The sequence below is a fragment of the Micromonospora sp. NPDC018662 genome, from assembly GCF_044391475.1.
GTDB lineage: Bacteria > Actinomycetota > Actinomycetes > Mycobacteriales > Micromonosporaceae > Micromonospora.
Map to the genome: position 1 here is coordinate 570,080 of NZ_JBISAC010000001.1, position 25,713 is coordinate 595,792.

Here is a 25,713-nt window from a genome sequence, read left to right on the forward strand (position 1 = left end):
CAGTCGTGGAACAGACTGTGGAATTCGCGGAAGCCGGCGGGCTGCTGGGCAGCGTCTGGCTGCTGGTGGCGATCCCGCTGGTCAGCGCGGCGGTCCTGCTGCTGCTCGGCAAGCGGGCGGACCGCTGGGGCCACTGGCTGGGCGTGGCGGCCATCGGCGCCGCCTTCGTGCTCGGCCTGACCTACTTCTTCCAGCTGCGCGGCCTGGAGAACAAGCAGGTCGAGCAGAGCCTCTGGCAGTTCATCACGGTCGGCGACCTGAAGGTGGACTTCGGTCTGCTCTTCGACCCGCTGGCCGCGGTGTTCGTCCTGCTGATCACCGGGGTGGGCTTCCTGATCCACCTCTACGCCGTCGAGTACATGGCGCACGACGAGGGCCGGCGGCGGTTCTTCGGGTACTTCAACCTGTTCGTCGCCGCGATGCTGCTGCTGGTGCTCGGCAACAACTACGTGATGCTCTACTTCGGCTGGGAGGGCGTCGGCCTGGCGTCGTACCTGCTGATCTCCTTCTGGTACGGCCGGCCGAGCGCGGCCACCGCCGGCAAGAAGGCGTTCCTGATGAACCGGGTCGGCGACGCCGGCCTGGCCATCGGCATCTTCGTCATGTTCGCCATGCTGGGCACGACCCAGTACGACGAGGTGTTCAACGGGGTCGGCTCGCTGACCTCCACCACCGTGCTGGTGCTCGGCCTGCTGCTGCTCCTGGGCGCGGCCGGCAAGTCCGGCCAGTTCCCGCTCCAGGCGTGGCTGCCGGACGCGATGGAGGGCCCGACCCCGGTGTCGGCGCTCATCCACGCGGCCACCATGGTCACCGCCGGCGTCTACCTGATCGCCCGTTCCAACCCGATCTTCTCGGCCAACGAGACGCTCCAGCTCGTGGTGGTCAGCGTCGGCGCGCTCACGCTGCTGATGGGTTGCGTCATCGGCGTGGCGAAGGACGACATCAAGCGGGTGCTGGCCTGGTCCACGGTCAGCCAGATCGGCTACATGTTCCTCGGCGTCGGCCTCGGCGGCGGCGCGTACGCGCTGGCCATCATCCACCTGCTGGCGCACGGCTTCTTCAAGGCCAACATGTTCCTCGGCGCCGGCTCCGTCATGCACGGGATGAACGACCAGGTGGACATCCGCCGCTTCGGTGGGCTGTCGAAGTACATGAAGGTCACCTGGCTGACGTTCATGATGGGCTGGCTGGCCATCATCGGCATCCCGCCGCTCTCCGGCTACTTCTCCAAGGAACCGATCATCGCGTCCGCGTTCGAGCGGGAGGGCTGGACGGCCTGGCTGTTCGGCATGGCCGCGCTGCTCGGCGCCGGGCTCACCGCGTTCTACATGACCCGGCTCTTCGTGCTCACGTTCCACGGTCCGAAGCGGTGGACCGAGGACATCGAGCACCCGCACGAGTCGCCGAAGCTCATGACGATCCCGCTGATCCTGCTCGCCGCCGGCTCGGTGGTGGCCGGTGGCCTGATGACGCTGAACGACGGCGTGGTGTCCTGGCTGACCCCGGTGCTCGGCGAGGAGACCGGTGGCGAGGCCCACGCCGTACTCCCGCACGCCCTGATCACCGTCTTCTCGATCCTGATCACGGTGCTCGGTGCCGGGCTGGCCTGGTTCCTGTTCCGCAACGGCACCGCCACCGAGCCGCAGCCGGCCGGCGTGCTGGTCACCGCCGCCCGCAAGAACCTCTACACGGACACCGTCAACGAGGCGGTCTTCGAGAAGCCGGGCATCTTCCTCACCCGGGCGCTCGTCTTCCTCGACAACCGGGGCGTCGACGGGCTGGTCAACGGCCTGGCCGCCGCGGTGGGCGGGGGCTCGGGCCGGCTCCGGCGGCTGCAGACCGGCTTCGTGCGGTCGTACGCGACCTCGATCCTGACCGGCGCGCTGCTCGTGGTGGCGGCGTTCCTGGCGGTGCAGGCGGGGTGGCTGGCGTGATCGACAGCAACGCGGCCGCCCCCGCCGGCGGGCCACGCAGTCACGACGGAGGTAAGGCCGAATAATGTCCAACTTCCCGTTCCTCTCGGTGCTGACCGTGGCGCCGCTGGTCGGCGCGCTGGTGGTGGCCCTGCTGCCACGTCGGCGGCCGGACCTGGCCAAGCTGGTGGCGTTCGGCTGGTCGCTGCTGGTGCTGGTGCTGTCGGTGGTGATGTGGTTCGCCTTCTCCGCCGGCGGTGACCGGTTCCAGTTCCGCGAGTCGTACGCGTGGATCCCGAACTGGGGTGTGCGGTTCACCTTCGAGGTGGACGGCATCGCGCTGGTCATGCTGATGCTGATCGCGATCCTGGTGCCGCTGGTGATCCTGGCGTCGTGGCACGACGCCGAGTCGTCGAAGCGCTCGGTGCCTGTCTACTTCGCGCTGCTGCTCGTCCTCGAGTGCACGATGATCGGCGTCTTCGCCGCCGCCGACGTCTTCCTGTTCTACGTGTTCTTCGAGGTCATGCTCGTGCCGATGTACTTCCTGATCGGCAGCTACGGCGGCCACCAGCGGCAGTACGCGGCGGTGAAGTTCTTCCTCTACTCGCTGGTCGGCGGCCTGTTCATGCTGGCCGCGGTGATCGGCCTCTGGGTGGTCGGCGGGAAGACGTTCGACTGGCAGACGCTGAGCCAGGCGGAGTTCGCCACCAACACCGCCCGCTGGCTGTTCCTCGGCTTCTTCCTCGCGTTCGCGATCAAGGCGCCGTTCTTCCCGTTCCACACCTGGCTGCCGGACGCCGGTGGTGCCGCCCCGGCCGGTGCGGCGGCGCTGCTGGTCGGCGTGCTGGACAAGGTCGGCACGTTCGGGATCCTGCGCTACTGCCTGCCGCTGTTCCCGGAGGCGTCCCGCTGGTTCGCGCCGTACGCACTGGCGCTCGGCGTGATCGGCATCATCTACGCGGCGCTGCTGGCGGTCGGGCAGAACGACCTGAAGCGGCTGGTGTCGTACACCTCGATCGCGCACTTCGGCTTCATCGGCGTGGGCATCTTCGCGTTCACCACCCAGGCCGGCACCGGCGCGGTGCTCTACATGCTCAACCACGGTCTCGCCACCGGCCTGCTCTTCCTGGTGGTCGGCATGCTGATCGCCCGGCGCGGCTCGGCGTTGATCAGCGACTTCGGCGGCGCGGGCAAGCTGGTGCCGGTGCTGGCGGGTGTGCTCTTCTTCGCCGGTCTGGCCTCGCTGGCACTGCCCGGTACGGCGCCATTCGTCTCCGAGTTCCTGGTGCTGATCGGCACGTTCACGGTCAACAAGCCGGTCGCGGTGATCGCCACGCTCGGCATCATCCTGGCGGCGGCGTACGTGCTGTGGATGGTGCAGCGGACCACCCAGGGCACGCTGAACCCGGCGCTCACCGAGGTCGAGGGCATGCGTCGGGACCTCAGCCTGCGCGAGAAGGTCGTCGTCGCGCCGTTGATCGCGCTGATCGTGCTGCTCGGCTTCTATCCCAAGCCGGTCACCGATGTCATCAACCCCGCCGTCCAGGCGACCATGCAGGACGTCGGCAAGTCCGATCCCGCCCCTGAGGTCGGAAGCGTCCAGGAGGCCGCAAAATGACCGAGCTCAAGCTGCCGTCGATCGACTACGCGGCGCTCGCTCCGATCCTGATCATGCTGGGGGCCGCCCTGCTGGGCGTCCTGGTCGAGGCGTTCGTGCCGCGCCGGCTGCGCAACGCGGTGCAGCTCGCGCTCGCCCTGGTGGCGGCGCTGGCCGCGATCACCATGGTGATCCTGAAGTCCGACGCCCGGCTGGTCACCGCCGGCGGCGCGATCGCGGTGGACGGGCCGACGCTCTTCCTCCAGGGCGCCATCCTGGTCCTGGCCGTGATGGCGCTGCTGCTCGTCGGCGAGCGCACGGTGGAGCGGGGCGGCGCGTTCGTGGCGCACGCGGCGGTCACCGCCGAGTCGCCCGAGGACCGGAAGCAGGCCGACGGCGTCGGCGGGGCCACCGAGGTCTACCCGCTGATCACGTTCGCGATCGGCGGCATGCTGATCTTCGTGGCGGCGAACGACCTGCTGACCATGTTCATCTCGCTCGAGGTCTTCTCGCTGCCGCTCTACCTGCTCTGCGCGCTGGCCCGCCGCCGGCGGCTGCTGAGCCAGGAGGCCGCGATGAAGTACTTCCTGCTCGGCGCGTACGCCTCGGCGTTCTTCCTGTTCGGCGTCGCCCTGATCTACGGCTTCACGTCCGGCATCCCGGGCCGTGGCGCCGGCGTCGACTTCGCCACCGTGCACGCCGCGGTCGGCCAGTCCTCGTCCAGCCAGGTGCTGCTCTTCGCCGGCATGGCGCTGCTCGCCATCGGCCTGCTCTTCAAGGCCGCCGCCGCGCCGTTCCACGTCTGGACGCCGGACGTCTACCAGGGCGCGCCGACGCCGGTGACCGGCTTCATGGCCGCCTGCACGAAGGTCGCCGCGTTCGGCGCGCTGCTGCGGGCGTTCCACGTCGCGTTCGCCGGGGCCTCCTGGGACTTCACGCCGGTGATCGGTGTGGTGGCGGTGCTGACCATGCTGGTCGGCGCCGTGTTGGCGGTCACCCAGACGGACATCAAGCGGCTGCTGGCATACTCGTCGATCGCGAACGCCGGCTACCTGCTGGTGGGTGTGCTGGCCCCCAGCAAGGAGGGGCTGTCCGGCACGATGTTCTACCTGGCCGCGTACGGCTTCTCGGTGCTCGCCGCGTTCGCCGTGGTGACGCTGGTGCGGGACGCCGACGGCGAGGCCACCCACCTGTCCCGTTGGGCCGGGCTGGGCCGCCGCTCGCCGTTCTTCGCGGCGATCTTCACGTTCATCCTGCTGGCGTTCGCCGGCATCCCGCTCACCAGCGGATTCACCAGCAAGTTCGCGGTCTTCGGCCCGGCGCTGGAGGCCGACCAGACCTGGCTGGTGATCGCCGGTGTGCTGACCAGCATGGTGCTGGCGTTCCCGTACCTGCGGGTCGTGGTGATGATGTGGCTGTCGGAGCCGGGTGAGGCGACCCCGACGGTGACCGTGCCGGGCGCGCTCACCTCGGCGGCCCTGATGATCGGCGTGCTCGCCACGTTGGTCCTCGGGGTGGTCCCCGGTCCCCTGCTGGACCTGACCACCGGTGCCGCCGAATTCGTCCGATGACGGAAGCGGTTCCACCCGGGGGCCGGTACGCCGTGGCGTGCCGGCCCCCGGTCCGTATCCCCCTCACCGAGCAGGTCGAACGGGTGTGGCATGGTTGAAGACGTGGTGAACCCGGCTGGCGAGCGTTCAGGTCAGTTCGGCGCGCTCGGCCTGCACCTCGCCGACCCGCGCGTCGAAGCGTCCGTGCTGGGCGTGCTCGACCGGGTCGAGGCGGATCTGCGCGCCAGCGTGGCCAGCGCCGACCCGTTGGTCACCGAGGCGGCCCGACACCTGATGGAGGCCGGTGGCAAGCGGTTCCGGCCGCTGCTGGTGGCGTTGGGCGCCCAGTTCGGCGATCCGGACGCCGCGCAGGTGGTTCCGGCGGCGGTGGTGATGGAGCTCACCCACCTGGCGACGCTCTACCACGACGACGTGATGGACGAGGCGGCCGTGCGGCGGGGCGCGCCGAGCGCCAACGCCCGCTGGACCAACTCGGTGGCCATCCTGGTCGGCGACTTCCTCTTCGCGCGGGCCGCGGACATCGCAGCCGACCTGGGCCCGGAGGCGGTCCGGTTGCAGGCGCGCACGTTCGCCCGCCTGGTGCACGGCCAGATCGCCGAGACGGTCGGCCCGCGCGGCACCGATCCGGTCGCGCACTACCTGCACGTGATCGCCGAGAAGACCGGTTCGCTGATCGCCACCTCGGCCCGCTTCGGCGGCATGTTCGGTGGCGCGCCCGCCGCGCACATCGAGGCCCTGGCCGGATACGGGGAGATCATCGGCGTCGCCTTCCAGCTCTCCGACGACCTGCTGGACATCGCCAGCGAGTCGGTGCAGTCCGGCAAGACGCCCGGCACCGACCTGCGCGAGGGCGTGCCCACCCTGCCGGTGCTGTACGCGCTCGCCGGCGACGACTCGGACGCCGCCAGCGTGCGACTGCGGGAGATCCTGGCGACCGGCCCGCTGGTCGACGACGCGCTGCACGCCGAGGCGCTCACGCTGCTCCGCGAGTCCCCGGCGCTCAAGCGCGCCCGGGAGACGGTGCGCAGCTACGCCGAGGACGCCCGCGCCCGCCTGACCCCGCTCCCCGAGGGCCCGGCACGCCGCGCCCTGGAATCCCTCTGCGACTACATCGCCGACCGCACCAGCTGACCCGGTTGCGGTCGCCGGGCGAACGCGATGTCCGGGCGGCCGGCGGACGCCGGCGCTGTCCCCCGACCGTTACCGAACGTAGTCTCAGCCAGCAACAGGCTGCGATTGAGGCATATACCTCACGGTCATAAATATGACCCCTTGTCATAACCGTCCGATGCAGTATCTTCCTCCAGCGGCCCAGCGGCCCAGCGGCCCAGCGGCCCAGCGGCCCAGCGGCCCAGCGGCCCAGCGGCCCAGCGGCCCAGCGGCCCAGCGGCCCAGCGGCGTGTGTCGTGCGGCGGGCAGGGATCAGGCCGGGCGGGACAGCAGGCGGGCGGCCAGGAGCATGAGCAGGGCCGCGAGGAGCATGGCTCCGGCCGCGGTCAGCCACATCGCCGGGTAGCCGGCCGCGCCGGCCAGCGCCCCGAGACCCAGTGGGCCCAGGCAGCCGCCCGCGTACACGCCGGTCTGGGTGATCGAGGTGGCGGCGGCCGGAGCCTGCGGGTGCAGCCGGACCACCGCGAAGGTCAGCAGCCCCGGCCAGGCCCAGCCCAGGCCGAAGCCGAGCACCACGCCGGCGACCAGCGGCACCGGGCCGGCCACCGCGAGCAGGACCAGCCCCACCGAGCCCGACACCAGCAGCCCGGCGACGACGCCGACGTGCCCGCCGGCCCGCCGGTCGGCCAGCCACCCCACGCCGACCCGGGCGGACACGCACACCGCGCTACCCAGCGTCAGCGTCAGGCCGGCCAGGCCGGGGGAGAGCCCTCGCCCGGCCGACGAGTCGACCAGGAACGTGCCCAACGCGTTCGCCGCGCCGGCCGCCAGCGTCGCGGCCAGCCCGACCACCACCAGCGCGGCCCGGCCGCCGCCCCGGCCGGTGGCGGCGGAGCGGGTCCGCCGGTCCCGACCGGACCGGGGTACGGCCGGCAGCGCGGCCAGCGCAGCCCCGGCAGCCGCCACGAACGCCCAGCGCCAGCCGGCGGTCAACGCGACCGTGGGTACCGCCGCGCCGGCCAGCAGCGTGGAGAGCGGAATGGCTGCCTGTTTCACGCCGAACGAGAGCCCCTGCCGGTGGGCGGGCACGTGCTCGGCCAGCGCGGCGTTGCTGGCGAGCTGGCCGAGTGCGTTGGCGGCGGCGCTGAGCGCGAGCAGCGCCACCAGCGTCGGGTACGACCGAGCCAGACCGGCCACGGCCAGCAGCGAGCCGGCGGAGAGCACGATCGCGGCGCGGGCGACCGGGGCCGGCCCGTACCGCTCGACCAGGGCGCCGGAGGGCACCGACGCGAGCGCGCTGATGCCGAAGTAGACCGAGACGGCCAGGCCCAGCCCGGCCGGGCTGAAGCGCAGTTCGTCGCCGAGTTGCACGGCGAGACCGCCGACCAGGAAGACCGGCAGGACACAGGCGATCGTGGTGACGGTGGCGCCGGCACCGACCCGGACCGGCCGGCCGGCCGCCGGACGGGCGGTTTGCGAAAGAGTTTCGGTCATTGCCGGCTAACCTACGCCGGCCGAGTTTTCGCTGCTGATCGTGTCTGTCGATGCACGTTCTGTGCCCGGTGATCTGACATCCTCGACCCGAACAGGCATTTCGCACTCGGACCTTTTTTCATATGGTGTAAGTCCCCGGCGGCGGAGGTGGTTGTGCGCGACCCTCTGGCGGAACCTTCGGACCTGATCCGCAGCGTCTCCCGCGCGCTTCGAGTGCTCGAGTCGGTCGGCCGTGCGCCGAGGGGCCTCACCGTGAAGCAGATCGCCCGCCGCTGCGAGCTGACCGTCGCCACCACCTACCACCTGGTGCGCACGCTCGCGTACGAGGGCTACGTGATCCGGCGCGAGGACGGGACGTACATCGTCGGCCTGGAGATCGCCGACCGCTACCGCGAGCTGGTCACCGCGTTCCGGGGCCCGCCCGCGGTCGGTGAGGCGTTGCGTCGGGCCGCGGCGGACACCGGCTGGAGCCACTACCTCGGCCGCTTCGTGGGCGGGCAGGTGGCGGTGACCGCGTGCGCCGAGGGGCCGCGCTCGCCGTACCTGGAGGATCTGGTGCCGGGCTTCGACGAGGGCGCCCACGCCACCGCGCTCGGCAAGAGCCTGCTCGCCACGCTCACCGCCGAGCAGCGCTTCCGCTACCTGCGGGAATACGGCATGCGGCCGTTCACCACCGCCACGCTCACCACGGTCGAGGCGTTCGAGGCCGACCTGGCCGCCGGCGACCGGCGCGGCATGCAGCTCGAGCTGGGCCAGTTCCGGCAGGGCGTGGCGTGCGCCGCGGTGCTGGTCGCCCCGGACAAGGACATCGAACGGCGGGTGGTGCTGGCCTGCGCGTTGCCGGCCAGCGAGATGATGACCTCGGCGCGGGTGGTGCGGGCGAAGCTGCTCACCGCCGCGCGGGCCATCGCCGACGGGATCGCCACCGAGAACTGAACGGGCCACCAACCGGAGGCGGATGGTGGCCCGTCAGCGGGCAGGTCCAGCGCCGGACCCGCCCCGGGGTTGGCTCAGCTGCCGACCGGGCCGCCGTCGAGGCGCCAGGTGACCACCACGCCGGGCTTGGCGAAGTCGCCGTCCGGCCAGGTGGAGGCCGGGTTCTCCACCGTCGCGCCGGAGATCTCACCCGGGTGCTGCACGGCCACGAACACCGACCGGTTGTCCCGGGTGACGAACGGGCCGCAGGTCTCCGCGCCGAGCGGCACGGTGAGGAACTGCTTCAGGTGCCCCCGCTCCGGGCCCTCGACAGCTGTGGCGAACAGGCCGTCGTTGCTGCCCAGTGCGTTGCCGTCGGTCGAGATCCAGAGGTTGCCGGTGGCGTCGAACGCGACGTTGTCCGGGCAGGAGATCGGCGAGACCTTCGTCTTGTCGTACCCGGCGAAGTACGTCGAGGCGTCGGCCGGGTCACCGCAGACGATCGGCAGCGACCAGGTGAACGCCTCGCCGGTGTGGTCGCCGCGCTCCTCGACCAGCTCCAGGATCTGCCCGTGCTTGTTGGCGTTGCGCGGGTTCGCCTCGTCGGCCGGCGCCTTGCCGGCCTTGCCCCGGTCGGAGTTGTTTGTCAACGCCACGTAGACCTTGCCGGTGAGCAGGCTCGGCTCGACGTCCTCGGGACGGTCCATCTTGGTCGCACCGACCTTGTCGCCGGCCAGCCGGGTGAACGTGAGCACGTCGGCGGCGGTCATCCCGTCGACGTACGAGCGGTTGCCGCTGACCAGCTTGATCCACCGACCCCGGCCGGCGAAGCCGCCGTCGGCGGGCAGCGTGCCGGTGCCGTCGATCTCACCGGCCGGGCTGTCGCCGGTCAACGTGGCGACGTAGAGCGTGCCGGACTCCAGCAGCGTCAGGTTGTGCTTACGGGCCACCCAGGAGTTGCCCGGCATGAACTTCTTGTCCGAGACGAACTTGTAGAGGTAGTCGAAGCGCTCGTCGTCGCCCATGTAGGCGACCACGTGCCCGCTGCGGGCCACGATGACGTTCGCGCCCTCGTGCTTCACCCGGCCCAGCGCGGTGTGCTTGCGCGGCCGGGCCTGCGGGTCGAACGGGTCGATCTCGACGACCCAGCCGAACCGGTGCGCCTCGTTCGGGTGCTTCGCCAGGTCGAACCGCTCGTCGGCACGGTCCCACTTGCGGCTGCCGCTCGGGTAGCGCACGTCGGTGGGGATGCCGTAGCGGGCCAGCTTCGGCTTCAGCTCCTCCGGCGCGCCGTCGCCGCCGACGAAGTACTGGTTGAAGTTCTCCTCACCGGAGAGCACGGTGCCCCACGGGGTGACGCCGCCGGCGCAGTTGTTCAGCGTGCCGACGACGGTCCGGCCCTTCGGGTCGGCGGCGGTCCGCAGCCACGCCGAGCCGGCGGCCGGGCCGGTCAGCTCGAACTTCGTGGCCAGCGCCGTGACCCGACGGTTGTACTCGCGCCGGCCACGCCGTACCGGCCGCCACTGCCCGGTGTCCGCCACCCGCTCCAGCTCCACCACTGACATGCCGTGCGCGGCCATCGCCACCCGCACCTGCTCCACGGTCAGCGCGTCCTGGCTGGTGAAGCCGGGGAACATCAGGTCCTCGTTGGTGTACTCGTGGTTGACCACGAGCAGCGCGCGCTTGCGGTCGATCGGCAGCACGCCGACGAAGTCGTTGTTGTAGCCGAACTGCTTGGCCTGGGCGGCGGCGCTCTGCTGACGCACGTCGAACGCGGGCGCGCCGGGGACCACCTCGTCGCCCCACTTGATCACGACGGCGTGGTCGTACCCGTTCGGCACCACGAGCGTGTCGAGCTTGTTCGGCGGGATCGGCTTGAACGTCAGCGCACCGCTGCCCGGCCGGGCCAACGCGGCGGCGGCCTCGTCCGTACCCGGGGCGGTCGGCGTGGCGGGCGCGGCGACGGCCGGCGCCGCTCCGGCGAGCGCGCCCGCGGCGGTGCCGCCGAAGCCGAGCACCAGCGCGCCGACCGCGCCGGCCCGGACCACACCGCGGCGGGAGACCTCGGCGTCGACCAGGTCGCCGAAGTACGGGTTGTCGGAAGAGTTGGGCACCGGGTGGTCGCAGGCGTTGCCGCACCGGTACAGACAGGTCATCGCGTCGCGGCTGCCGTGGCGGTTGCCACCCAGCAGCGGAAGCAGGCGAGGACGGTCGCTCATGTGGTGGAGCCTCCTGGTCGGACGTCGGACGGCGCACCCGGGCGGTCGGCCCGGGCGCGTACCTGCCGGACGGTGCCAGCACGTGGTGAGCGGCCGTCGGCCCGAACGTGAACCGGATGTGAACAGCTCCGGCCTGACCTGCGGCTGAACCGTTCGGCGTCACGGCACGTATGGAAGGGCGAACGCAACCGCCCGGACGGGCGAACGCGTCACCGGCCTCCCCGCCGCCGGAAGCGAGGTACCGCCATCAGCGACCACGACGCCCAACTGCTGCGCGCGCTGCACGACGAGCACGCCGACGCGCTGTTCGCGCACGCCCTGCGACTGGTCAACGGCGACCGGCCGCGCGCCGAGGACCTGGTGCAGGAGACGCTGCTGCGGGCCTGGCGGCACCCGGAGTCGCTGGACCCCCGCCGCGGCTCGGTCCGCGCCTGGCTGTTCACCACCGCCCGGAACCTGGCCATCGACGCCTGGCGTCGGCGCTCGGCCCGGGTCGGTGAGGTCTACACCGACGAGTTGCCGGAGACCGCGGAGACGGTGGACGAGACGGAGCGCGCGGTGGAGGCGTGGACGGTGGCCGAGGCGCTCAACCGGCTCAGCCCGACCCACCGCGAGGTGCTGGTCGAGTGCTTCTACCAGGGGCGGTCGGTGGCGGAGGCGGCCGCCCGGCTGGGCGTACCGCCGGGCACGGTGAAGTCGCGCACCCACTACGCGCTGCGCTCACTACGGTTGGCGCTGGCCGAGATGGGGGTGACCGGATGACCCGCTGCGAGTTCGCGCACGACGACGGCGCGTACGTGCTGGGCGCCCTCGCCCCGGCCGACCGCGCCGCCTACGAGCGGCACCTGGGCGGCTGCGGGCAGTGCCGGGAGGCGGTCGCCGAGATCGCCGTGCTCCCCGGCCTGCTGGGCCGGCTCGACCCGGCCGGGCTGGAGCAGTTCCTGGAGGTCGGGCCGGAGACCTCGCGCCTGCCCGCGCTGCTCGACGCCGCGCGGGCGCGCAAGCGCCGCGACCGGTCCCGCACCCGTCGACGGTACGCGTCGACCGTGCTGGCCGCCGCCGTGCTGGCGGTGCTGGCCGGCGTCGGGGTGACTCTGATCCGGCCGCCGGCCGAGCCGGCTCCCCGGCCGGTGGCGCTGACCTCGATGCGGCCGGTCGCCGGGACCGCGCCGGTGCACGCCGAGGTGGGGTTGACCGAGACGCCGTGGGGCACCGAGGTCACCATGCACTGCGGTTACGACCGGCGGGCCGGGCACCGCGAGGCGTACACGTTCCGGCTGGTGGCGCACGGCCCGGACGGCGCGACCGAGCAGATCGGCTCCTGGCTGGCCGCCCCCGGCGACGACCTGCGCTTCTCCGGCGTCACCCGCTTCACCAAGGGCGACCTGGTACGCCTGGAACTCCTCCGCGGCGACGAAACCCCCATCCTCGCCTACGACCTCCGCTGACAGTCCCTCCCTCACCCCCCACCCCTCTCGCGCGCTGATTCACGGAAAGAGTGGCTATGCGGCGCGAAATGGCCACGCTTTCCGTGAATCAGCGCGGAAGAAGGGTGGGGGGTGAGGGGGTGGTGGCCCGGGCGGCGGCGCGGGTGTGGCGGGTGTGGCGCAGCGCGTCGGTGGTGAAGACCAGCAGGGCCAGCCAGACCAGGGCGAAGCCGGCCAGTCGGGCCGGGGGCATCGGCTCGTGGAAGATCAGCACGCCGCAGCCGAGCTGGAGGATCGGGGCCAGGTACTGCAGCATGCCGACGGTGGACAGCGGCAGCCGGTTGGCCGCGCCGGCGAAGAACAGCAGCGGGATCGCGGTGGCGGCGCCGGCCAGCACCAGCAGCGCGGTGTGCCCGGCGGAGACGTGCCCGAACGTCGAGTCGCCGCGCGCGGACAACCAGCCCAGGTATGCCAGCGCGGGCAGCGCCAGCACCGCCGACTCGACGAAGAGCCCCTCGGCGGCGGGCAGGCCGAGCCGCTTCTTGACCAGGCCGTAGCCGGCGAAGCTGAACGCGAGCGTCAGCGCCAGCCAGGGCAGCCGCCCGTAGTCGACGGTGAGCACCGCCACCGCGAGCGCGCCGACGCCGAGCGCCGCCCACTGCGCCGGGCGCAGCCGCTCCCGCAGCGCGACCACGCCGAGCAGCACCGAGACGAGCGGGTTGATGAAGTAGCCGAGCGCGGTCTCCACCACCCGGTCGGAGTTCACGCCGTAGATGTAGGTGCCCCAGTTGACCGCGATCAGCGCGGCGGCGAGCGCGATGCCGGCCAGCGCCCGAGGTCGTCGGGCCAGCGTCCGCAGGAAGCCGACGTGGCGCATCGCGGCCAGCAGCAACGCCACGAACGCCACCGACCAGACGATCCGGTGGGCGAGGATCTCCACCGGCCCGGCCGGCCGGAGCAGCTTCAGGTAGATCGGGAAGAAACCCCAGAGCAGGTACGCGCCGATGCCGTACAGATAGCCGAGGCGGAGCTGGTTCACCGCTCCACCGTAAGTGGTGAAACCGGCTCTTGATCCTTTCTGGTGAGCGGTGTCACCGCGCGTCCAGCTCCATGTACCGGTCCGCCGCCACCGGCCGGAAGCCGAGCTTGCCGTACACGCCGTGCGCGTCCAGCGTGGCCAGCATGATCCGGCGTACGCCCAGCTCGGCCACGTGGTCGCGGACGCCGGCGGTCAGCCAGGTGCCCAGCCCGCGGCCCCGCTCGGCCCGGTCCACGTAGACGTCGCAGAGCCAGGCGAACGTGGCCCGGTCGGTCACCACCCGGCCGACCGCGACCTGCCGGCCGTCGTCGGGGCGGTAGACGCCGAAGCCGATCGAGCCGGCGAAGGCGCGCTCGACCGTCTCCCGGTCCCGCCCCCGCGCCCAGTACGCGTCCGTGGCGAGCCACGTGTGCACGCGGCCCAGGTCGAGCCGGTCGGGATCGGTGCTGAGCTGGTAGCCGTCGGCCCGCGTCACTGTGAACACCCGGCCGAGGCTAGTGCCGCCCCCGGAGCCGTTCGCCAGCCAATTCCCGCGTACTGGCCTGCCCGCCCGGTCGGAGCGCCGGGCGGGCGTCGCGGTCTCAGTCGCGGTCGAGGACCGCGCCCAGGATCCAGGTGACGATGCCGACGAGGAGCGCGCCGAGCACCGCCGCCGGCCAGAACCCGTCCACGTGGAAGGGCAGCCCGGCCTCCCCGGCGATCCAGCTGGTGAGCAGGAAGAGCAGGCCGTTCACCACCAGGGCGATCAGACCGAGGGTGAGCAGGTAGAAGCCGCAGCCCACGGTCTTGATGATCGGCTGGAGCACCGCGTTGACCACGCCGAAGATCACCGTGACGAGGACCAGCGTCGTCACCGTCTCGGTGGCGGATCCGGAGTCGAGCGTGATGCCCGGGATGAGCAGCGTGGCGAGCCAGAAGGCCACCGCCGTCGACGCCACCCGGATCAGAAGGCCCTTCAGGAAATCCATGGCCGGGATCGTGCCACGCCGCTCCCCACCGGCGGAAGCGTGCACGCCTCAGTGGCGGGCCGGACGACCGACCAACTGCGACTCGACAGGCGTCGGCGACAGCAGGGCCCACCGCAGCGCCCGCCGGTTGACCACCGCCACCATGTCGTCGCGGATCCGGGTGAGCCAGTCGGCGGAACCGCCGAGACCGAGCGCGGTGCCGGCCAGCTCGGCCTCGGCCCGGTCGAGCGGTTGGAGGACGGCCAGATCGGCGCGGGCCAGCGCCGGGGTGTCCGCCGGGGTCAGCTCGTCGCGGACCACCAGCACCGACTGCCAGGCCGCCGCCGGGCCGGCCTCCGGCGGCACCGGACCGATGTCGACCACCAGCAGCAACGGCCGAAGCGCCGAGCCGGGCGCGCCACCGACCGGCCGCCCCGGCGGGAGCAGCGGCACCGCGTCGCCCGGCCCGCCGACCCCCCGCGCGAACGCCTCCCAGGCGCGTGGCCGGGCGGTCTGCACCGCCACCCGGGCGCCGAGCGCCAGCGCCCGCAACACGAGCAGCTGCGCGGCGGGCACGCCGCCGACCAGCAGTACCCGGGTCGTCGCCGGCCGGAACAGGCGGACGGTGAGCGGGCCGCCGCGCCGGTCGGCGCCCACCATCAGGCCGGAGCCGCCGACCGGCAGGTCCAGCGTGGCGGGCGGCGACCCGGCCGGGGGCACCCCGCCGCCGGTCACCGCCAGCGGCAGGGTGGCGGCCAACCCGGCCAGGTGCTCGCCGTCCAGGCGGCGCAGCTCCCCGCCCGCGTCGCCGGCCACCCGGCGGAGCGCCCGTTCGGCGACCGCCAGCTCCGCCGCGCTCCCGGCGGCCACCCGGACGGTCAGCTCGGTCGGGGGCGGCCCGGCATCGGCACGGGGGCCGACGCAGAGCGCGACAGTGGTGGCGGTGGCCGGCACGGCCAGCAACCGCGGCACCAGCCCCCGGGCGGCCTCGCCGCGCGGATCCGGCCAGCGACGCAGCCGCCAGGTGGCCTGCGGCAGCCCACCCACGGTGAGCAGCGGCCAGGACTCCCGGACCGGGGCACCGGCCTCGTGGTGGGCCAGCTCGGCGATCACCCGCAACGCGGCCGGTGCGCCCAGCGGCCGGCCGACGAGCGGGCCGAGCCGGCGGACGATCCGCCGGGCCGTGCCGGAGAGCGCCCGCAGCAGATCCTCGTCCGACCAGCCGTCGGCCCGCAGCACCCGTACGGCCAGCACCACCCGGGCGCGGCCGGCCAGCCGGCCGTCGGTGAGCTGTCGGTAGGACGTCCCGGCCGGACCGGACGCGACGGCCGGCACCGGGGCGGGCGAGGCGGAGAAGACCAGTTGGAGCCGGACCGGCGGGCTCTCCGGACCGGCGGGCGGGAGCAGGTCGGGCGGTGCCGGCAGCGCCTGCGTGCGGTCGCCGAGCAGGTCGTCCGGGTCGCCGAGCTCCAGCAGCGCGGTCAGCCCGGCGGCGTCGTGCAGCACCGCGGCCGGGCCGCCGGCCAGCTCCGCGGCGTGCACCACCGTGCCCGGCCCGACCAGGTCCAGCAGCGCCGAAGGATCGGTCGCCGGCGGCAGGGCGCGGCGACGGCTCAGGTACGCCGCGCCGACGGTGAGCCACTCGTGCAGCCACCGGCCCCGGAACCGGACCCACGCGGCGGGCAGCAGCAGCACCGCGGCGAGCAGTGCGACGGCGGTCGGCACGACACCCCGCCCCACGGCGGCCACCAACACGGCGGCCGCGACCTGTGTCGTCACGATCTGTCCGGCGCGGACCCGTCGGACCCTCCACTGTGGGGGTGGCACCGGCGCGGGCGCGGGCCGGTCCGTCGTGCTCGCGGTCACCGCACCTCCTCGCCGGTCCGCCGGGCGACGCCGCCGTGGCACATCGTAGTGGGGTCGTTGTCCACAGGGGAGGCCCGGGGGGTAGCAGAACCGGACTGGGACGGCTACCGTCAGCGACGAAAATCGTTGCGTGTGCGCCCGCCGTCTCCCTCCCCCTCCGGCGGCCGCGAGCGCCGCGCCGACGAGTCCACGGTGGTCACGCCGGTGGCCAGCCACGACCGAGGAAACGAGGTGACGTCCGGGATGTCCCAGACCCAGGCAGAAGCCGCGGTGATGCAGCAGACCGCCGCGAAGTTCGAGCAGGTCGACCAGTCGCTGCAAACCATGCTCAGCGGCCTGATGGCCGAGCTGGAGGTGTTGCAGCAGGCCTGGCGAGGCGCCGGCGGGCGCTCCTTCGCGCAGGTCAAGCAGCAGTGGGCGCAGGACCAGGCGACCCTGCAACGGGCACTGCGCGAGACCGCCACCGCGATCCGCACCGCCGGCCGCCAGTACGACGTCTCCGACACCGAGGCCGCCGGCCGGGTGGCCGGCACCAACCGCGACATCCAGCTGCCGCTCTAGATCATCGAAAGGATTCGAACCCATGGAGCACGGTGTGCTGGTCGTCAACTTCGCCGCCCTGCATCAGGCCGGCGCCGACATCCAACGGGCGCTGACCACCCTCGAGAGCCAGCTCGGGCAGCTCGAACGGGACGCGGCACCACTGGTGGCGAGCTGGAACGGCGCGGCGCGTGAGGCGTACGAGCAGCGACAGGCCCGGTGGCGGGCCGCCTCGCAGGACATGCAGGCGATGCTGCGCGACATCAAGCTCGCGGTGGAGGACTCCGCGGCCGACTACCTCGACACCGAGAAGCGCAACGCCAACCTGTTCCACTGAGCCGGGCGCGGCCCGGGTGCCCGTCACCCGGGCCGACCCCTGTCCCCGCTCCGACCCCCGACCCCCCGACCCCGGACCCCGGGTCCCGCCCCGCTTCCGCGATCTTGCACTTTCGGTCACCGGTTCGGGTGTCCTGCCCGTTTCGTCCGGGCGCCAACCGCAAGATCGGCGCTGGGGGTGAGGTGGGGTGGGGTGGGGTGGGTCAGGCTGGGTTGGCGGGGTGCCAGCGTCGGCGTGCTCCCCGGGGCAACACCACGGCCAGCAGCGCCACGAGCGCCGCCGCGCCACCGGTCAGGCCGGCCACCAGCAACGCCCGGTCCTGGGCCGTGGCCCGGCGGGACTGGCGGGCGAGCGCGGCCGGGTCCGGCCGGTCAGCCGGGAGCGCGGCCCCGTGCTCGGGTCGGGTGCTCCCCCCGCCGGGCGACTCGGTCACCGCGCGGTACGGATTGAGCACCCCGGCGCCGTAGCCCTCGCCCCGCCCGGGCGCCGGGTCGGCGCCGGCCACGATCCGCCCGGCGACCTCGGCCGCGTGCAGCCCGGGGCGATACTGCCGCAGCAACGCCGCGGTGCCGGCCACGAACGGCGTGGCGTAACTGGTCCCCTCCGCCCGGCGATGGCCCTGCCGGGGTGCCGCCATCAGCACCTCGCTGCCCGGAGCGACCAGGTCGACGTACGGGCCGGTCTGGGAGAAGGCGGCGCGCGTTCCGTCCCGCCCGATCGCGCCGACGCCGAGCACCCCGTCGTACGCGGCCGGGAAGGGCCGCGGGTCGCCGTTGTCGTGCAGGTTGCCGGCGGCGGCCACCACCACCACGTCCCGCCGCACCGCGTAGGCGATCGCGGCGCGCACCGCCGGGTCGTCCGCGTACAGCACGACGGAGAGGTTGAGCACGTCGGCGTGGTGGTCCACGGCCCAGCGGACGGCCCGGGCGAAGTCGGCCGCGTCGACCGTACGCCCCGAGTCCCGCCCGTCGACCACCTGCTGCTCACTGACCCGTACCGGCAGGATGCGCGCGCCCGGCGCGAGCCCTCGGAACGCGACGCCCGGCCGGGGCGTGGCGGCGATGATGCTCGCCACGCCGGTGCCGTGCCCGGCGCAGTCGCGGGTGCCGTCCCCGCCCGGGTCGAGGAAGTCGGTGCCGGCCAGCACCTGGCCGGCGAGCTGCGGGTGGGAGCGGTCCACCCCCGAGTCGACCACCGCCACCACCACGCCCGCGCCGGTCGCGAGCGGGGCGAGCCGGTCCGGCGCGTACCGTGTCTGGGGCCACGGCTGCTCGGCCACCGGACGGGCCGGCGCGGGCGGCGTGGCGCAGCCGGACGGCGCGCGGGCCGCCGCCGGGGCCGCCGGCAGGCCGGAGACGAGGAGGGTCGCCAGCGCGACCGCGGTCGGGCGCGCGAGGGGCCGAGGCATCGACGACCTCCGTAACGTGTCGACTCCGGAACGGGATGTTAGCGCCTCGCCGACGCCACGGCCGACCGTCGATGGCCAGCCATTGTGATCTTGTTACCACCTTGTAGGTTGTAGGCGATGCCTGTGGCCTGTGCACGGAAGGAGAGGTGGCCGTGACCGGATGGGAGCCGGCCACCGAGGCCGAGGTGGCGATGCGGGACGCGCTGCGGGCGCAGGACCAGCAGCAGTACTTCCGCGTCCTGACCCGCGTCGATCTGGTGCTGCCGGTCGCCGGTGGCCCGACCGCGGGGTGGGGCACCTGGACCTCCGAGGGCCGCACCCACGTGCTGGCGTTCACCTCGGCCGCCGCGTTGCGCGCCAGTCTGGGCGAGAACGCTGGCGCCACGCGCCGCGTCGCGTACCCGGATCTGGCCGCCGGCTGGCCCAACCAGGAGTGGTGGCTGGCGGTCAACCCGGGCCTGCCGATCGAGGGTTACCTGCCCGCGTGGTACGTCGCCCAGCTCGCCCGGGGCGACGTCCGGCTGCCCGGCCGGACCATGGGCGCCCGAGCCCGCCTGGAGCGGGTGGAGAGCGCCGCCCGGGCCGCCCGTGACGGTGTCCCCGGTCCGGTCCGCGACAGCACTCCCGGTCCGGTTCGCGACAGCACTCCCGAGTCGGTTCGCGACAGCACTCCCGGGCCGGTCCGCGACAGCACTCCCGGACCGGTTCGCGACAGCACTCCGGGGTCGGTTCGCGACAGCACTCCCGGGCCGGTCCGCGACGTCGGCGACGCGCCCGCCCGCTTCGGCGTCCCGGAACCCGCCCGCGAGGCGCCGTCCGTCCCGGTTCCCGCCGCCGCGACACCGCCGTCCCCGGCCCCGCCCGGCCGCAGTGGGTGGGTGGCGCAGGCCGAGGAACCCGCGACCGTACCGATGCGATCCGTTCCCCTCCTGGGCCGCCGCGTCCCGACCGCGCCACACCGCCGCCCGGCGCCCGGGGACCACGGCCGCGCCGTGGCGGGCGACGGGCCCGACACCGACGCGCTCGACGGCTGGCTCACCGACCTGCGTCGCCGGCCCGACGAACCGGACCCGTTCGCCGCCGGCCGCGCCGCGCCGGACGAGCCACCGGCCCCACCGCCGGCCCGCTCCTTCTTCGAGCCCACCTCGGGTCGGGCGACCCGGCGACCCTCGCCGCTGGATGCCCCCCGACGATCCGGCGAGCGGGCGACGCCGCCCTCCCGGTTCGCCGGCGGCCAACCGTTCCCGCGGCGCCGTCCGCTGAACGAGCCGGTGCGCGAGGACCAGACCCGGGCGTTCCGGGTGGGGGCGGACGAGCCGACGCCGCGGCCGACCGAACCCACCACACCGTTCCAGCCGGCCCGCCCGCCCGAGGACACCCCCCGGACGCTGCCCCGCCGGCACTCCGGCCCGCCCGCGCCCGACCGGTGGGCCGGCCCGCTCACCGACCGCGACGCGCCGGGCTGGACCCCGCTCGACGAGCCGGCGGAAGCCGAGACGCTGCCGCCGTCGATCGCCGAGCCGGTGTCCGGTCCGCCCGCGCCGCGCCGCGACTTCACGCCGATCGTCATCGAGGGCACCGTCATCGAGGCCCGTGACCTGACCGCGCCCGCGGAGACCGGGCCGGCCACCGAGGGGTACGCCGCCACCGGCCCCGCCGCACCCTGGGCGGAGGCCACCGAGCCGTCCGTACCCTTGGTCGTCGACGTCGACGAGCCCGCGCGGGCCGACGACCGCCGGGCGCCCGAGCCGTTCACCGCCGAGCCGTTCGCCACGGAGCCGGTGCCGGCCGAGCCGTTCGCCGCCGATCTGTTCCCCACCGGGTCGGCGGTCACCGACCCGTTCGTCACCGAGCCGTCGGTCACGGACCCGTTCGCCGGCGAGCCGCCGATCACCGAGCCGTTCGCGACCGGGTTGCGCTCCGACCGGGCCGAGTCGGCGGGGGAGACGACGGCGACGCGTCCGCCGGCCGCCACCCCGCCGTCGTCGTCCCCGGCCACCGAGCCGGCCACGTCGGTGTTCGAGCCGATCCGGCCGACGGCCGAGGCATCCGTCCCGGTGGACGCGGTACCGGTGTCGACCGGACCGGACGATCCGACGGTGTCGCTGTTCGAGCCGACCACGTTCCCGGACGAGCCGACGGTGTCGCTGTTCGAGCCGACCACGCCGCTGTTCGCGCCGTCGGCGTCGCCGGACCAGCCGGGCGCTCCGGCGGCGTCCTCCGTCTCGGAGCCCACCACATCGCTGTTCGAGCCGGTGCCCTCCCCGGCCGAGCCGACGGTGGCCCTGTTCGCGCCGGCACCCTCGGACGAGCCGACGACGTCGTTCTTCGCGCCGGTCGCGGACGAGCCGGCCACTCCGTCGGTCGCGCCGGCCGTGGATGAGCCGACGACGTCGTTGTTCGCCCCCGTCGCGGACGAGCCGACGACGTCGTTGTTCGCCCCCGTCGCGGACGAGCCGACGACGTTGTTCGTGCCGTCGCCGTCGGACGAGCCGACGACGTCGTTGTTCGTGCCGTCGCCGTCGGACGAGCCGGCCCCGTCGCCGGAGACCGAGACGATTCCGTACGTCCCCGCGGAGGGGTCGCCCGTCGAGCCGGCGACCGGCGGAACCAGCCGCCCGGCTGTCGAGCCGGAGTTCGTGCCGGCGAACGAGGTGGAGGAGGAGTTGCTGGCGGCTGCCGCCAGCGGCAACACCGACGGCTTCCTCACCACGCTGCTGCTGGCCCGGGTGCTGTTGCCGGTCGCGTTCGACTCGGCGCCGGGCAGCCGGCCCGGGGATCCGGGGTTCGCCTGGCGCACCGAGACGGTCGACGGCGTGCGGTACGTGGCGGTCTACACCTCGCCGGAGCGGCTCGCCGATCACGCCGCAGGGCCGATCGACACGGTACGGGTCAAGTTCGTCCAGCTCATCCGCCGCTGGCCGGATGTGGCCTGGTCGTTCCGGATCAACCCGGGCACGCCGGTCGGCGCGGCGTACCCGGGCGAGCAGGTTCTCGCGCTGGCCAACTGGGCCGCTGAGGTGGGTCTCGGCGACGACCCGGAGAACGAACCGGAACCGCCCGCCGCCGGGCCGGCGCGCACGGCCGAGCCGCGGCCGGACGCACCGGCGACGAAGCCGACCCGGCCGGTGATCATGCAGAAGGCGATCGCGGCGAGCCAGCTCGCGTACTACCTGGAGCGTGGCTACGACCGGGTCTCCGGTTTCGTGCACCGGGCCGGCGAACTGGCCCACCTGCGTACCCCGGCGGAGCTGTACGACGCGCTCGGCCTGGGCCACCCCGGCTCCCCGTTCTCCCGGGACGCCGAGGAGCTCTACCTGCTGCGCTGGCCGGCCTACCGACCGAGTCTCTACCGGATCCCGTACGGCGGCCAGAACGAGGCCGCGATGCGGGCGATGGAGGGCTGGGTGATCGAGCGGTACCCGTTCCGGGGCAACGGCTTCGCTCCGGGCGAGAGCAGCGACGTGGTCGCCGAGTTCAAGGTGGACAGTGCCCGGTTGCCGCACGGCGCCGAGCTGTGGCGGGTCGCCGCGGACGGCGACGCCCGACTGGTCGCGGTGCTGGACACCGACGCGCTGCTCTGGCGGAAGGCGGACGGGGCGTGACCCGTGACGGCTACGTGGCCCGCTGGCGCGGCCGGGAGTACCAGGCCAGTCCGGACGGCGACGACGTCCGGCTCTACCAGCCGGAACCGGACGAGGGCTTCACCGAGGCACGCCCCGGCCGGTTCGTCCGGGTGGTGCCGGCGGTCGAGGTCGAGGACCTGGCGTACGTGCGGACCACCTGTACCTGGCAGGGGCAGCCGTTCATCGTGCTGGCCGAGCACGAGGGCTGGTTGCGGGTGGAGTACACCGGAGGCCGCTGGCCGGTGGCGGAGGCGATGGGGCTGGAGGCGTTCGACTTCGGCGTCTATCAGGGCTGGGCGCCCGCGACCGAGGTGGCCGGGCTGGGCGAGCAGCGGGTCTGAGTCAGGACTTCGCCCAGCGCAGGATCTCGCCGAGCACCACGTCCCGGGCCTCCACGTGCGGGAAGTGGCCCACCCCGTCGAGCAGCCGCCACTCGTACGGGGCGCTGACGTAGCGGCCGGAGCCCTGGGCGGTGCGGGGCAGCGAGGCCCGGTCCAGTGCGCCGTGCAGTTGCAGCGTCGGCGTGACCAGTGGCTTCTGCATGAGCTTCACGAACCGGTAGCCGTGCAGCCGCAGCGCCGACCGGAACGCCCAGCGGTAGCCTTCCAGGGCGCAGAACGCGGCCTGCGGGATCTGCATCGCCACCCGGCAGCACCGGGCGTAGTCGGCGAAGTCCGGGCCGTCGACCCAGGCCGGCCCGCCCCAGCGGCGCAGCATCTCGGCCACCTCGGCGGCGCCGTCCCGGGTCAGCACGTGCTCGTAGCGGGGAAGCTGGAACTTCAGCGTCGCGGTGGCGGAGGCGAACTGGCCGCGCGGGTCGGCGACGATGGCGGTTCGTAGCCGGAGCGGGTGCGGCGCGCCGAGCACCACGAGCCGGCGGACCAGGGTGGGGTGGAACGAGGCGGCGGTCCAGCCGATGAGGCCGCCCGCGCCGGTGCCGACCACGGTGGCGGACCGCTCGCCGAGTGCCCGGATCAGGCCGGCCACGTCCGCGGCGAGCGTGTAGCCGTCGTACCCCCGGGGTGGCTTGTCGCTCGCGCCGTAACCGCGCAGGTCGACGGCGACCGCGCGGAAGCCGGCGTCGGCGACCGCCGGCAGCATCTCGTGCCAGGCGTACCAGTATTCCGGGAAGCCGTGCAGGAGGAGCACCATCGGGCCGGTGCCCGCCTCGACGACGTGGAACCGGCTGCCGTTGGCGCCGACGAACCGGTGCGTCCACGGCCCCTCGGGCAGGACGCAGGATTCGTCGGCGAATCCGCCGCGCTGGTCGGTCATGGGGCACAGCCTAGGGCCGGCGGTTGTCCGCCGGCCCCGCAGGTGCTCAGGATCAGGGGATTCTCCGGGAGGACACGGAGTCCTCCGGCCGGTGACGCGGGCCGGCGAGGTCTCGCCGGCCCGCGCCGTGCCGGTCAGCGGAGGTAGTTGCCGAACACCCGGTTCGCCACCGCGTCACCGGTGGTCAGCCCGGCGTCGGCGTCCCACCGGTAGTGCACGCCCAGCCAGAGTCGGCTGAGGGCGTTCTCGGTGGCGGCGGAGGAGAACGAGGTGAAGGTGCGCTGCACCCCGACGGCGTTGGGGTCCTCGGTGGTCGCCGTGAAGGTGACCGCGTCGGTGCCGTAGAACCGCTTCATGATGCCCGCCCAGGCCCCGGCGAAGGTGGCGTGGCCGGAGATGTACGCCGGGAAGTTCGGCGAGAAGTGCGTGCCGTCGGCGGCCGTGGAGAGCGGCTCCCAGGCGGCGTTGGGCGTGGTGGCGGTGTTGCCGTCACTCTGTGGCTCCTCGATCGCGGTGTCCGGGCGCCACAGGTCGATGCCGGTCTCGTACTTGGCGTCCCAGGCGGCGATGGAGGCGTCCGCCATGGCCATGGCGACCAGCGCGAAGAGCTTCGCGGTGTAGCCGCCGCGTTGGGCGGCGATGATCTGGGTGTGCGTGAAGAGCTGGCCCGGTGGCTTGTAGGTGCCGTCGAGGTCGTTGGCCCAGAAGAACGCCGCCTGGGTCTGGTCGGTGGTGCGGGAGGTGCTGTTCGACGCCCCGAACTGCCGGACCTCGTTGACCTGGTTGGCGTACGCACTGCTGGTCAGCATCGCGGTGATGCTGGTGAACCCGCCGGGCAGCGGGGGCCGGAACTGCGATCCGGAGGTCAGCGCGAACGGCGTCACCCGGCCCCAGTTCGGGCTGGCGGCGATGCCCTTGGGGCCGGCGGTGGTGGGTCGCCACTGCCCGGCGGCGATGGTCGGGGTGTACGCGGTGTTGTTCCCCGAGCCGTCGTTCGCCCGCGCGTTGATCATGTTTTGTGCGGTGCCCTCGCCGACGCTGGTGCTCCAGCCCTCGGGGCCCGGCTCGCCGACGGGCGGGTAGACCCGGGAGTTGGCGTAGTCGGTGGAGAAGTCCCGGCTGGGGAAGACCGCCTGGAGAACCTTGAAGGCGGCGATGTCCATGTTGGCGTCGCCGTCGTAGTTGAAGTTCGGGATCCGGTTGACCCGCGCGAGGTATGTCGGTTCACCGGACAGCGAGGCGGTGGCGTCGTACATGGCGAGGTGCATCATCGCCCCGGCCCGGGCCAGGACGGTCGGCGGGCCGCCCACGGCCCGGTAGGTCTTGAGCAGGACCTTGTTCCAGTAGATCGTGTGGTCGAAGCCCTGGGGCACGGCGGCCGCCGGTGACTGGACGGCGACCAGGCCACCGACGGCGGTGACGGCGGTGAGCGCGAGTGCGGCCAACCGCCGCAGAGGTGTGCGTTGCAAGGTGGTCCTTCCCCGAAGGTCGATGGAAGTTCCATCGACCTGACTCGATCATCGGGGACGGCGGTGGCGTGCCGGCAGGGCAGAGTTGCCGACGTCCGCAAGCTGCAAGATCAGATCCAGCCCCGGCGTACGGCGGCGATGCCGAGCGTCATCCGGTTGGTGGCCCCGAGCTCCTCCTCCAACAGCTCGAAGTGGCGCCGGACCCAGCGGGTGCTGCGGCCGAGGCTACGGGCGATCGTGTCGTCCTTCGCGCCGGCCGCCGCCAATCGCAGGATCTGGAGCTGGACCCCCGACGGCTGGTCGTCGCCGGTCGCGCGACGCACCCCCAGCGGCAGGGCGTCCACCCAGGCCGCCTCGAAGACCTGGACTCCCAGCGCGACCAGCTCCGGGTGGTGGATCAGCAGTCCCGCCGGCCCGGTCGGCTGCCGGAGGGAGAACAGCGCGACCCCGTCGGCCAGCTGCATGGTGGTGGCCAGGCGGGGCAGCACCCGGAGCCGGTGCCCCGAGCGTGCCTCCTCCGCCGCTCGCCGGTAGGCGGGATCCTCCAGTCGGGCCTGGCCGACGACGCTGCGGTGACCGGCGTCGGCGGGGCCCGGGACCGGGTGCGCGTGCGGTTCCCGACCGGCCGGGTCGCCGTGCAGGAGGCGGCACCCCGCCGTGTCCCGGCCGCACAGCCGCGCGGAGAGCCGGTGGAACTCACCGGCGTCCGGTACGCCGTCGACCAGGAGCGCGGTGTCCGCCTCCCGGGTCAGTCGGCTGGTCCACCACGCCAGCTCGGCGTCGGCCTCGGTGAGCTGGCGCTGGACCCGGTCCAGATCGTGCTGGCTGGCGGCGATGGCCCGACGCAGCCCGTCGAGCAGTGGCGCACTCCGCGCCACGGCGGCGTCGTGGCCGGGGCTACGCGATGGATTCCCGGTGTCGTCGGACAGCATTTCCGTAGGCATGTCGCCACCCCCGTGG

General features: G+C 73.5%; 21 protein-coding genes. 11 read left to right on the top strand and 10 right to left on the bottom strand.

Annotation, left to right across the window (positions count from 1 at the left end):
* Positions 1-5: 5 nt before the first annotated feature.
* The 4 genes from nuoL to ACH495_RS02820 all read left to right on the top strand — a co-directional run bounded on the left by nuoL (position 6) and on the right by ACH495_RS02820 (position 6,212).
* A complete protein-coding gene (gene nuoL, locus ACH495_RS02805; protein ID WP_396856032.1) occupies positions 6-1,934 on the top strand; it encodes an NADH-quinone oxidoreductase subunit L in 1,929 nt (642 codons plus the stop codon).
* A 64-nt stretch (positions 1,935-1,998) separates the two neighbouring features.
* A complete protein-coding gene (locus ACH495_RS02810; protein ID WP_396856033.1) occupies positions 1,999-3,531 on the top strand; it encodes an NADH-quinone oxidoreductase subunit M in 1,533 nt (510 codons plus the stop codon).
* On the top strand, positions 3,528-5,081 hold the full coding sequence (gene nuoN, locus ACH495_RS02815) for an NADH-quinone oxidoreductase subunit NuoN (protein WP_396856034.1): 1,554 nt from the start codon (positions 3,528-3,530) through the stop codon (positions 5,079-5,081). Before ACH495_RS02810 ends, nuoN begins: the two co-directional genes overlap by 4 nt.
* Before the next feature lie 90 nt (positions 5,082-5,171).
* Positions 5,172-6,212 carry a polyprenyl synthetase family protein gene (locus ACH495_RS02820; RefSeq protein WP_396856035.1) on the top strand — a complete coding sequence of 347 codons (1,041 nt, stop codon included), beginning with the start codon at positions 5,172-5,174 and terminating at the stop codon, positions 6,210-6,212.
* Positions 6,213-6,503: 291 nt separating this feature from the next.
* On the opposite strand, the gene ACH495_RS02825 is transcribed toward ACH495_RS02820, so the two are convergent.
* Entirely contained in the window at positions 6,504-7,685 is a 1,182-nt protein-coding gene (locus ACH495_RS02825) for an MFS transporter (protein WP_396856036.1), read from the bottom strand.
* 153 nt (positions 7,686-7,838) lie between these two features.
* On the opposite strand from ACH495_RS02825, the gene ACH495_RS02830 reads away from it, so the two are divergent.
* Positions 7,839-8,621, top strand: a complete 783-nt coding sequence (locus ACH495_RS02830; protein ID WP_396856037.1) for an IclR family transcriptional regulator — start codon at positions 7,839-7,841, stop codon at positions 8,619-8,621.
* A 74-nt stretch (positions 8,622-8,695) separates the two neighbouring features.
* Here the strand turns inward: ACH495_RS02830 and ACH495_RS02835 are convergent, their stop codons facing one another.
* The gene (locus ACH495_RS02835) at positions 8,696-10,819 is read right to left on the bottom strand and encodes a PhoX family protein (RefSeq protein ID WP_396856038.1); all 2,124 of its coding nucleotides are present in this window, start codon (positions 10,817-10,819) and stop codon (positions 8,696-8,698) included.
* A 267-nt stretch (positions 10,820-11,086) separates the two neighbouring features.
* Here ACH495_RS02835 and ACH495_RS02840 point away from each other — a divergent pair, with 267 nt between their 5' ends.
* Both ACH495_RS02840 and ACH495_RS02845 read left to right on the top strand, forming a co-directional pair.
* Complete coding sequence (locus ACH495_RS02840) at positions 11,087-11,581, top strand: sigma-70 family RNA polymerase sigma factor (RefSeq protein WP_233219431.1); 495 nt, start codon at positions 11,087-11,089, stop codon at positions 11,579-11,581.
* A complete protein-coding gene (locus ACH495_RS02845; protein ID WP_396856039.1) occupies positions 11,578-12,267 on the top strand; it encodes an anti-sigma factor family protein in 690 nt (229 codons plus the stop codon). The genes ACH495_RS02840 and ACH495_RS02845 overlap by 4 nt, the downstream gene beginning before the upstream one ends.
* Before the next feature lie 88 nt (positions 12,268-12,355).
* Here the strand turns inward: ACH495_RS02845 and rarD are convergent, their stop codons facing one another.
* The 4 genes from rarD to eccE all read right to left on the bottom strand — a co-directional run bounded on the left by rarD (position 12,356) and on the right by eccE (position 16,011).
* On the bottom strand, positions 12,356-13,285 hold the full coding sequence (gene rarD, locus ACH495_RS02850) for an EamA family transporter RarD (RefSeq protein ID WP_396856040.1): 930 nt from the start codon (positions 13,283-13,285) through the stop codon (positions 12,356-12,358).
* A gap of 52 nt (positions 13,286-13,337) precedes the next feature.
* On the bottom strand, positions 13,338-13,769 hold the full coding sequence (locus ACH495_RS02855) for a GNAT family N-acetyltransferase (protein WP_396856041.1): 432 nt from the start codon (positions 13,767-13,769) through the stop codon (positions 13,338-13,340).
* A 97-nt stretch (positions 13,770-13,866) separates the two neighbouring features.
* Positions 13,867-14,253 (bottom strand): phage holin family protein, encoded by a 387-nt coding sequence (locus tag ACH495_RS02860; protein WP_396856042.1) that lies wholly within the window; start codon positions 14,251-14,253, stop codon positions 13,867-13,869.
* A gap of 48 nt (positions 14,254-14,301) precedes the next feature.
* Positions 14,302-16,011, bottom strand: coding sequence for a type VII secretion protein EccE (eccE, locus tag ACH495_RS02865; RefSeq protein WP_396856043.1), 1,710 nt, complete (start codon positions 16,009-16,011; stop codon positions 14,302-14,304).
* A 330-nt stretch (positions 16,012-16,341) separates the two neighbouring features.
* Here eccE and ACH495_RS02870 point away from each other — a divergent pair, with 330 nt between their 5' ends.
* Together ACH495_RS02870 and ACH495_RS02875 are read left to right on the top strand one after the other, a co-directional pair.
* Complete coding sequence (locus ACH495_RS02870) at positions 16,342-16,659, top strand: WXG100 family type VII secretion target (RefSeq protein ID WP_396856044.1); 318 nt, start codon at positions 16,342-16,344, stop codon at positions 16,657-16,659.
* A gap of 22 nt (positions 16,660-16,681) precedes the next feature.
* Positions 16,682-16,975 (top strand): WXG100 family type VII secretion target, encoded by a 294-nt coding sequence (locus ACH495_RS02875; RefSeq protein WP_396856045.1) that lies wholly within the window; start codon positions 16,682-16,684, stop codon positions 16,973-16,975.
* A gap of 202 nt (positions 16,976-17,177) precedes the next feature.
* Here the strand turns inward: ACH495_RS02875 and mycP are convergent, their stop codons facing one another.
* Positions 17,178-18,383, bottom strand: a complete 1,206-nt coding sequence (mycP, locus tag ACH495_RS02880; RefSeq protein ID WP_396856046.1) for a type VII secretion-associated serine protease mycosin — start codon at positions 18,381-18,383, stop codon at positions 17,178-17,180.
* Positions 18,384-18,535: 152 nt separating this feature from the next.
* Between mycP and ACH495_RS02885 the strand changes: the two genes are divergently transcribed.
* Together ACH495_RS02885 and ACH495_RS02890 are read left to right on the top strand one after the other, a co-directional pair.
* Entirely contained in the window at positions 18,536-21,988 is a 3,453-nt protein-coding gene (locus tag ACH495_RS02885) for an SseB family protein (RefSeq protein ID WP_396856047.1), read from the top strand.
* Positions 21,985-22,350, top strand: coding sequence for a hypothetical protein (locus ACH495_RS02890; protein WP_396856048.1), 366 nt, complete (start codon positions 21,985-21,987; stop codon positions 22,348-22,350). The genes ACH495_RS02885 and ACH495_RS02890 overlap by 4 nt, the downstream gene beginning before the upstream one ends.
* 1 nt (position 22,351) lies before the next feature.
* Here the strand turns inward: ACH495_RS02890 and ACH495_RS02895 are convergent, their stop codons facing one another.
* The 3 genes from ACH495_RS02895 to ACH495_RS02905 form a co-directional block, all read right to left on the bottom strand.
* On the bottom strand, positions 22,352-23,284 hold the full coding sequence (locus tag ACH495_RS02895; protein WP_396856049.1) for an alpha/beta fold hydrolase: 933 nt from the start codon (positions 23,282-23,284) through the stop codon (positions 22,352-22,354).
* A gap of 134 nt (positions 23,285-23,418) precedes the next feature.
* Positions 23,419-24,753: a phosphatase PAP2 family protein gene (locus ACH495_RS02900; RefSeq protein WP_396856050.1), complete on the bottom strand. Its 1,335-nt coding sequence runs from the start codon at positions 24,751-24,753 to the stop codon at positions 23,419-23,421.
* Between the two features lie 110 nt (positions 24,754-24,863).
* Complete coding sequence (locus ACH495_RS02905; RefSeq protein ID WP_396856051.1) at positions 24,864-25,697, bottom strand: hypothetical protein; 834 nt, start codon at positions 25,695-25,697, stop codon at positions 24,864-24,866.
* Positions 25,698-25,713 lie beyond the last annotated feature (16 nt).

Excerpts from the sequence above, each read along its gene's own strand:
- nuoN (WP_396856034.1), top strand. The coding sequence starts at position 3,528 with ATGACCGAGCTCAAGCTGCCGTCGATCGACTACGCGGCGCTCGCTCCG.
- ACH495_RS02860 (WP_396856042.1), bottom strand. The coding sequence starts at position 14,253 with ATGGATTTCCTGAAGGGCCTTCTGATCCGGGTGGCGTCGACGGCGGTG.
- ACH495_RS02845 (WP_396856039.1), top strand. The coding sequence starts at position 11,578 with ATGACCCGCTGCGAGTTCGCGCACGACGACGGCGCGTACGTGCTGGGC.
- ACH495_RS02820 (WP_396856035.1), top strand. The coding sequence starts at position 5,172 with ATGGTTGAAGACGTGGTGAACCCGGCTGGCGAGCGTTCAGGTCAGTTC.
- ACH495_RS02895 (WP_396856049.1), bottom strand. The coding sequence starts at position 23,284 with ATGACCGACCAGCGCGGCGGATTCGCCGACGAATCCTGCGTCCTGCCC.
- ACH495_RS02835 (WP_396856038.1), bottom strand. The coding sequence starts at position 10,819 with ATGAGCGACCGTCCTCGCCTGCTTCCGCTGCTGGGTGGCAACCGCCAC.
- ACH495_RS02870 (WP_396856044.1), top strand. The coding sequence starts at position 16,342 with ATGTCCCAGACCCAGGCAGAAGCCGCGGTGATGCAGCAGACCGCCGCG.
- ACH495_RS02810 (WP_396856033.1), top strand. The coding sequence starts at position 1,999 with ATGTCCAACTTCCCGTTCCTCTCGGTGCTGACCGTGGCGCCGCTGGTC.
- ACH495_RS02825 (WP_396856036.1), bottom strand. The coding sequence starts at position 7,685 with ATGACCGAAACTCTTTCGCAAACCGCCCGTCCGGCGGCCGGCCGGCCG.
- ACH495_RS02875 (WP_396856045.1), top strand. The coding sequence starts at position 16,682 with ATGGAGCACGGTGTGCTGGTCGTCAACTTCGCCGCCCTGCATCAGGCC.
- ACH495_RS02905 (WP_396856051.1), bottom strand. The coding sequence starts at position 25,697 with ATGCCTACGGAAATGCTGTCCGACGACACCGGGAATCCATCGCGTAGC.
- mycP (WP_396856046.1), bottom strand. The coding sequence starts at position 18,383 with ATGCCTCGGCCCCTCGCGCGCCCGACCGCGGTCGCGCTGGCGACCCTC.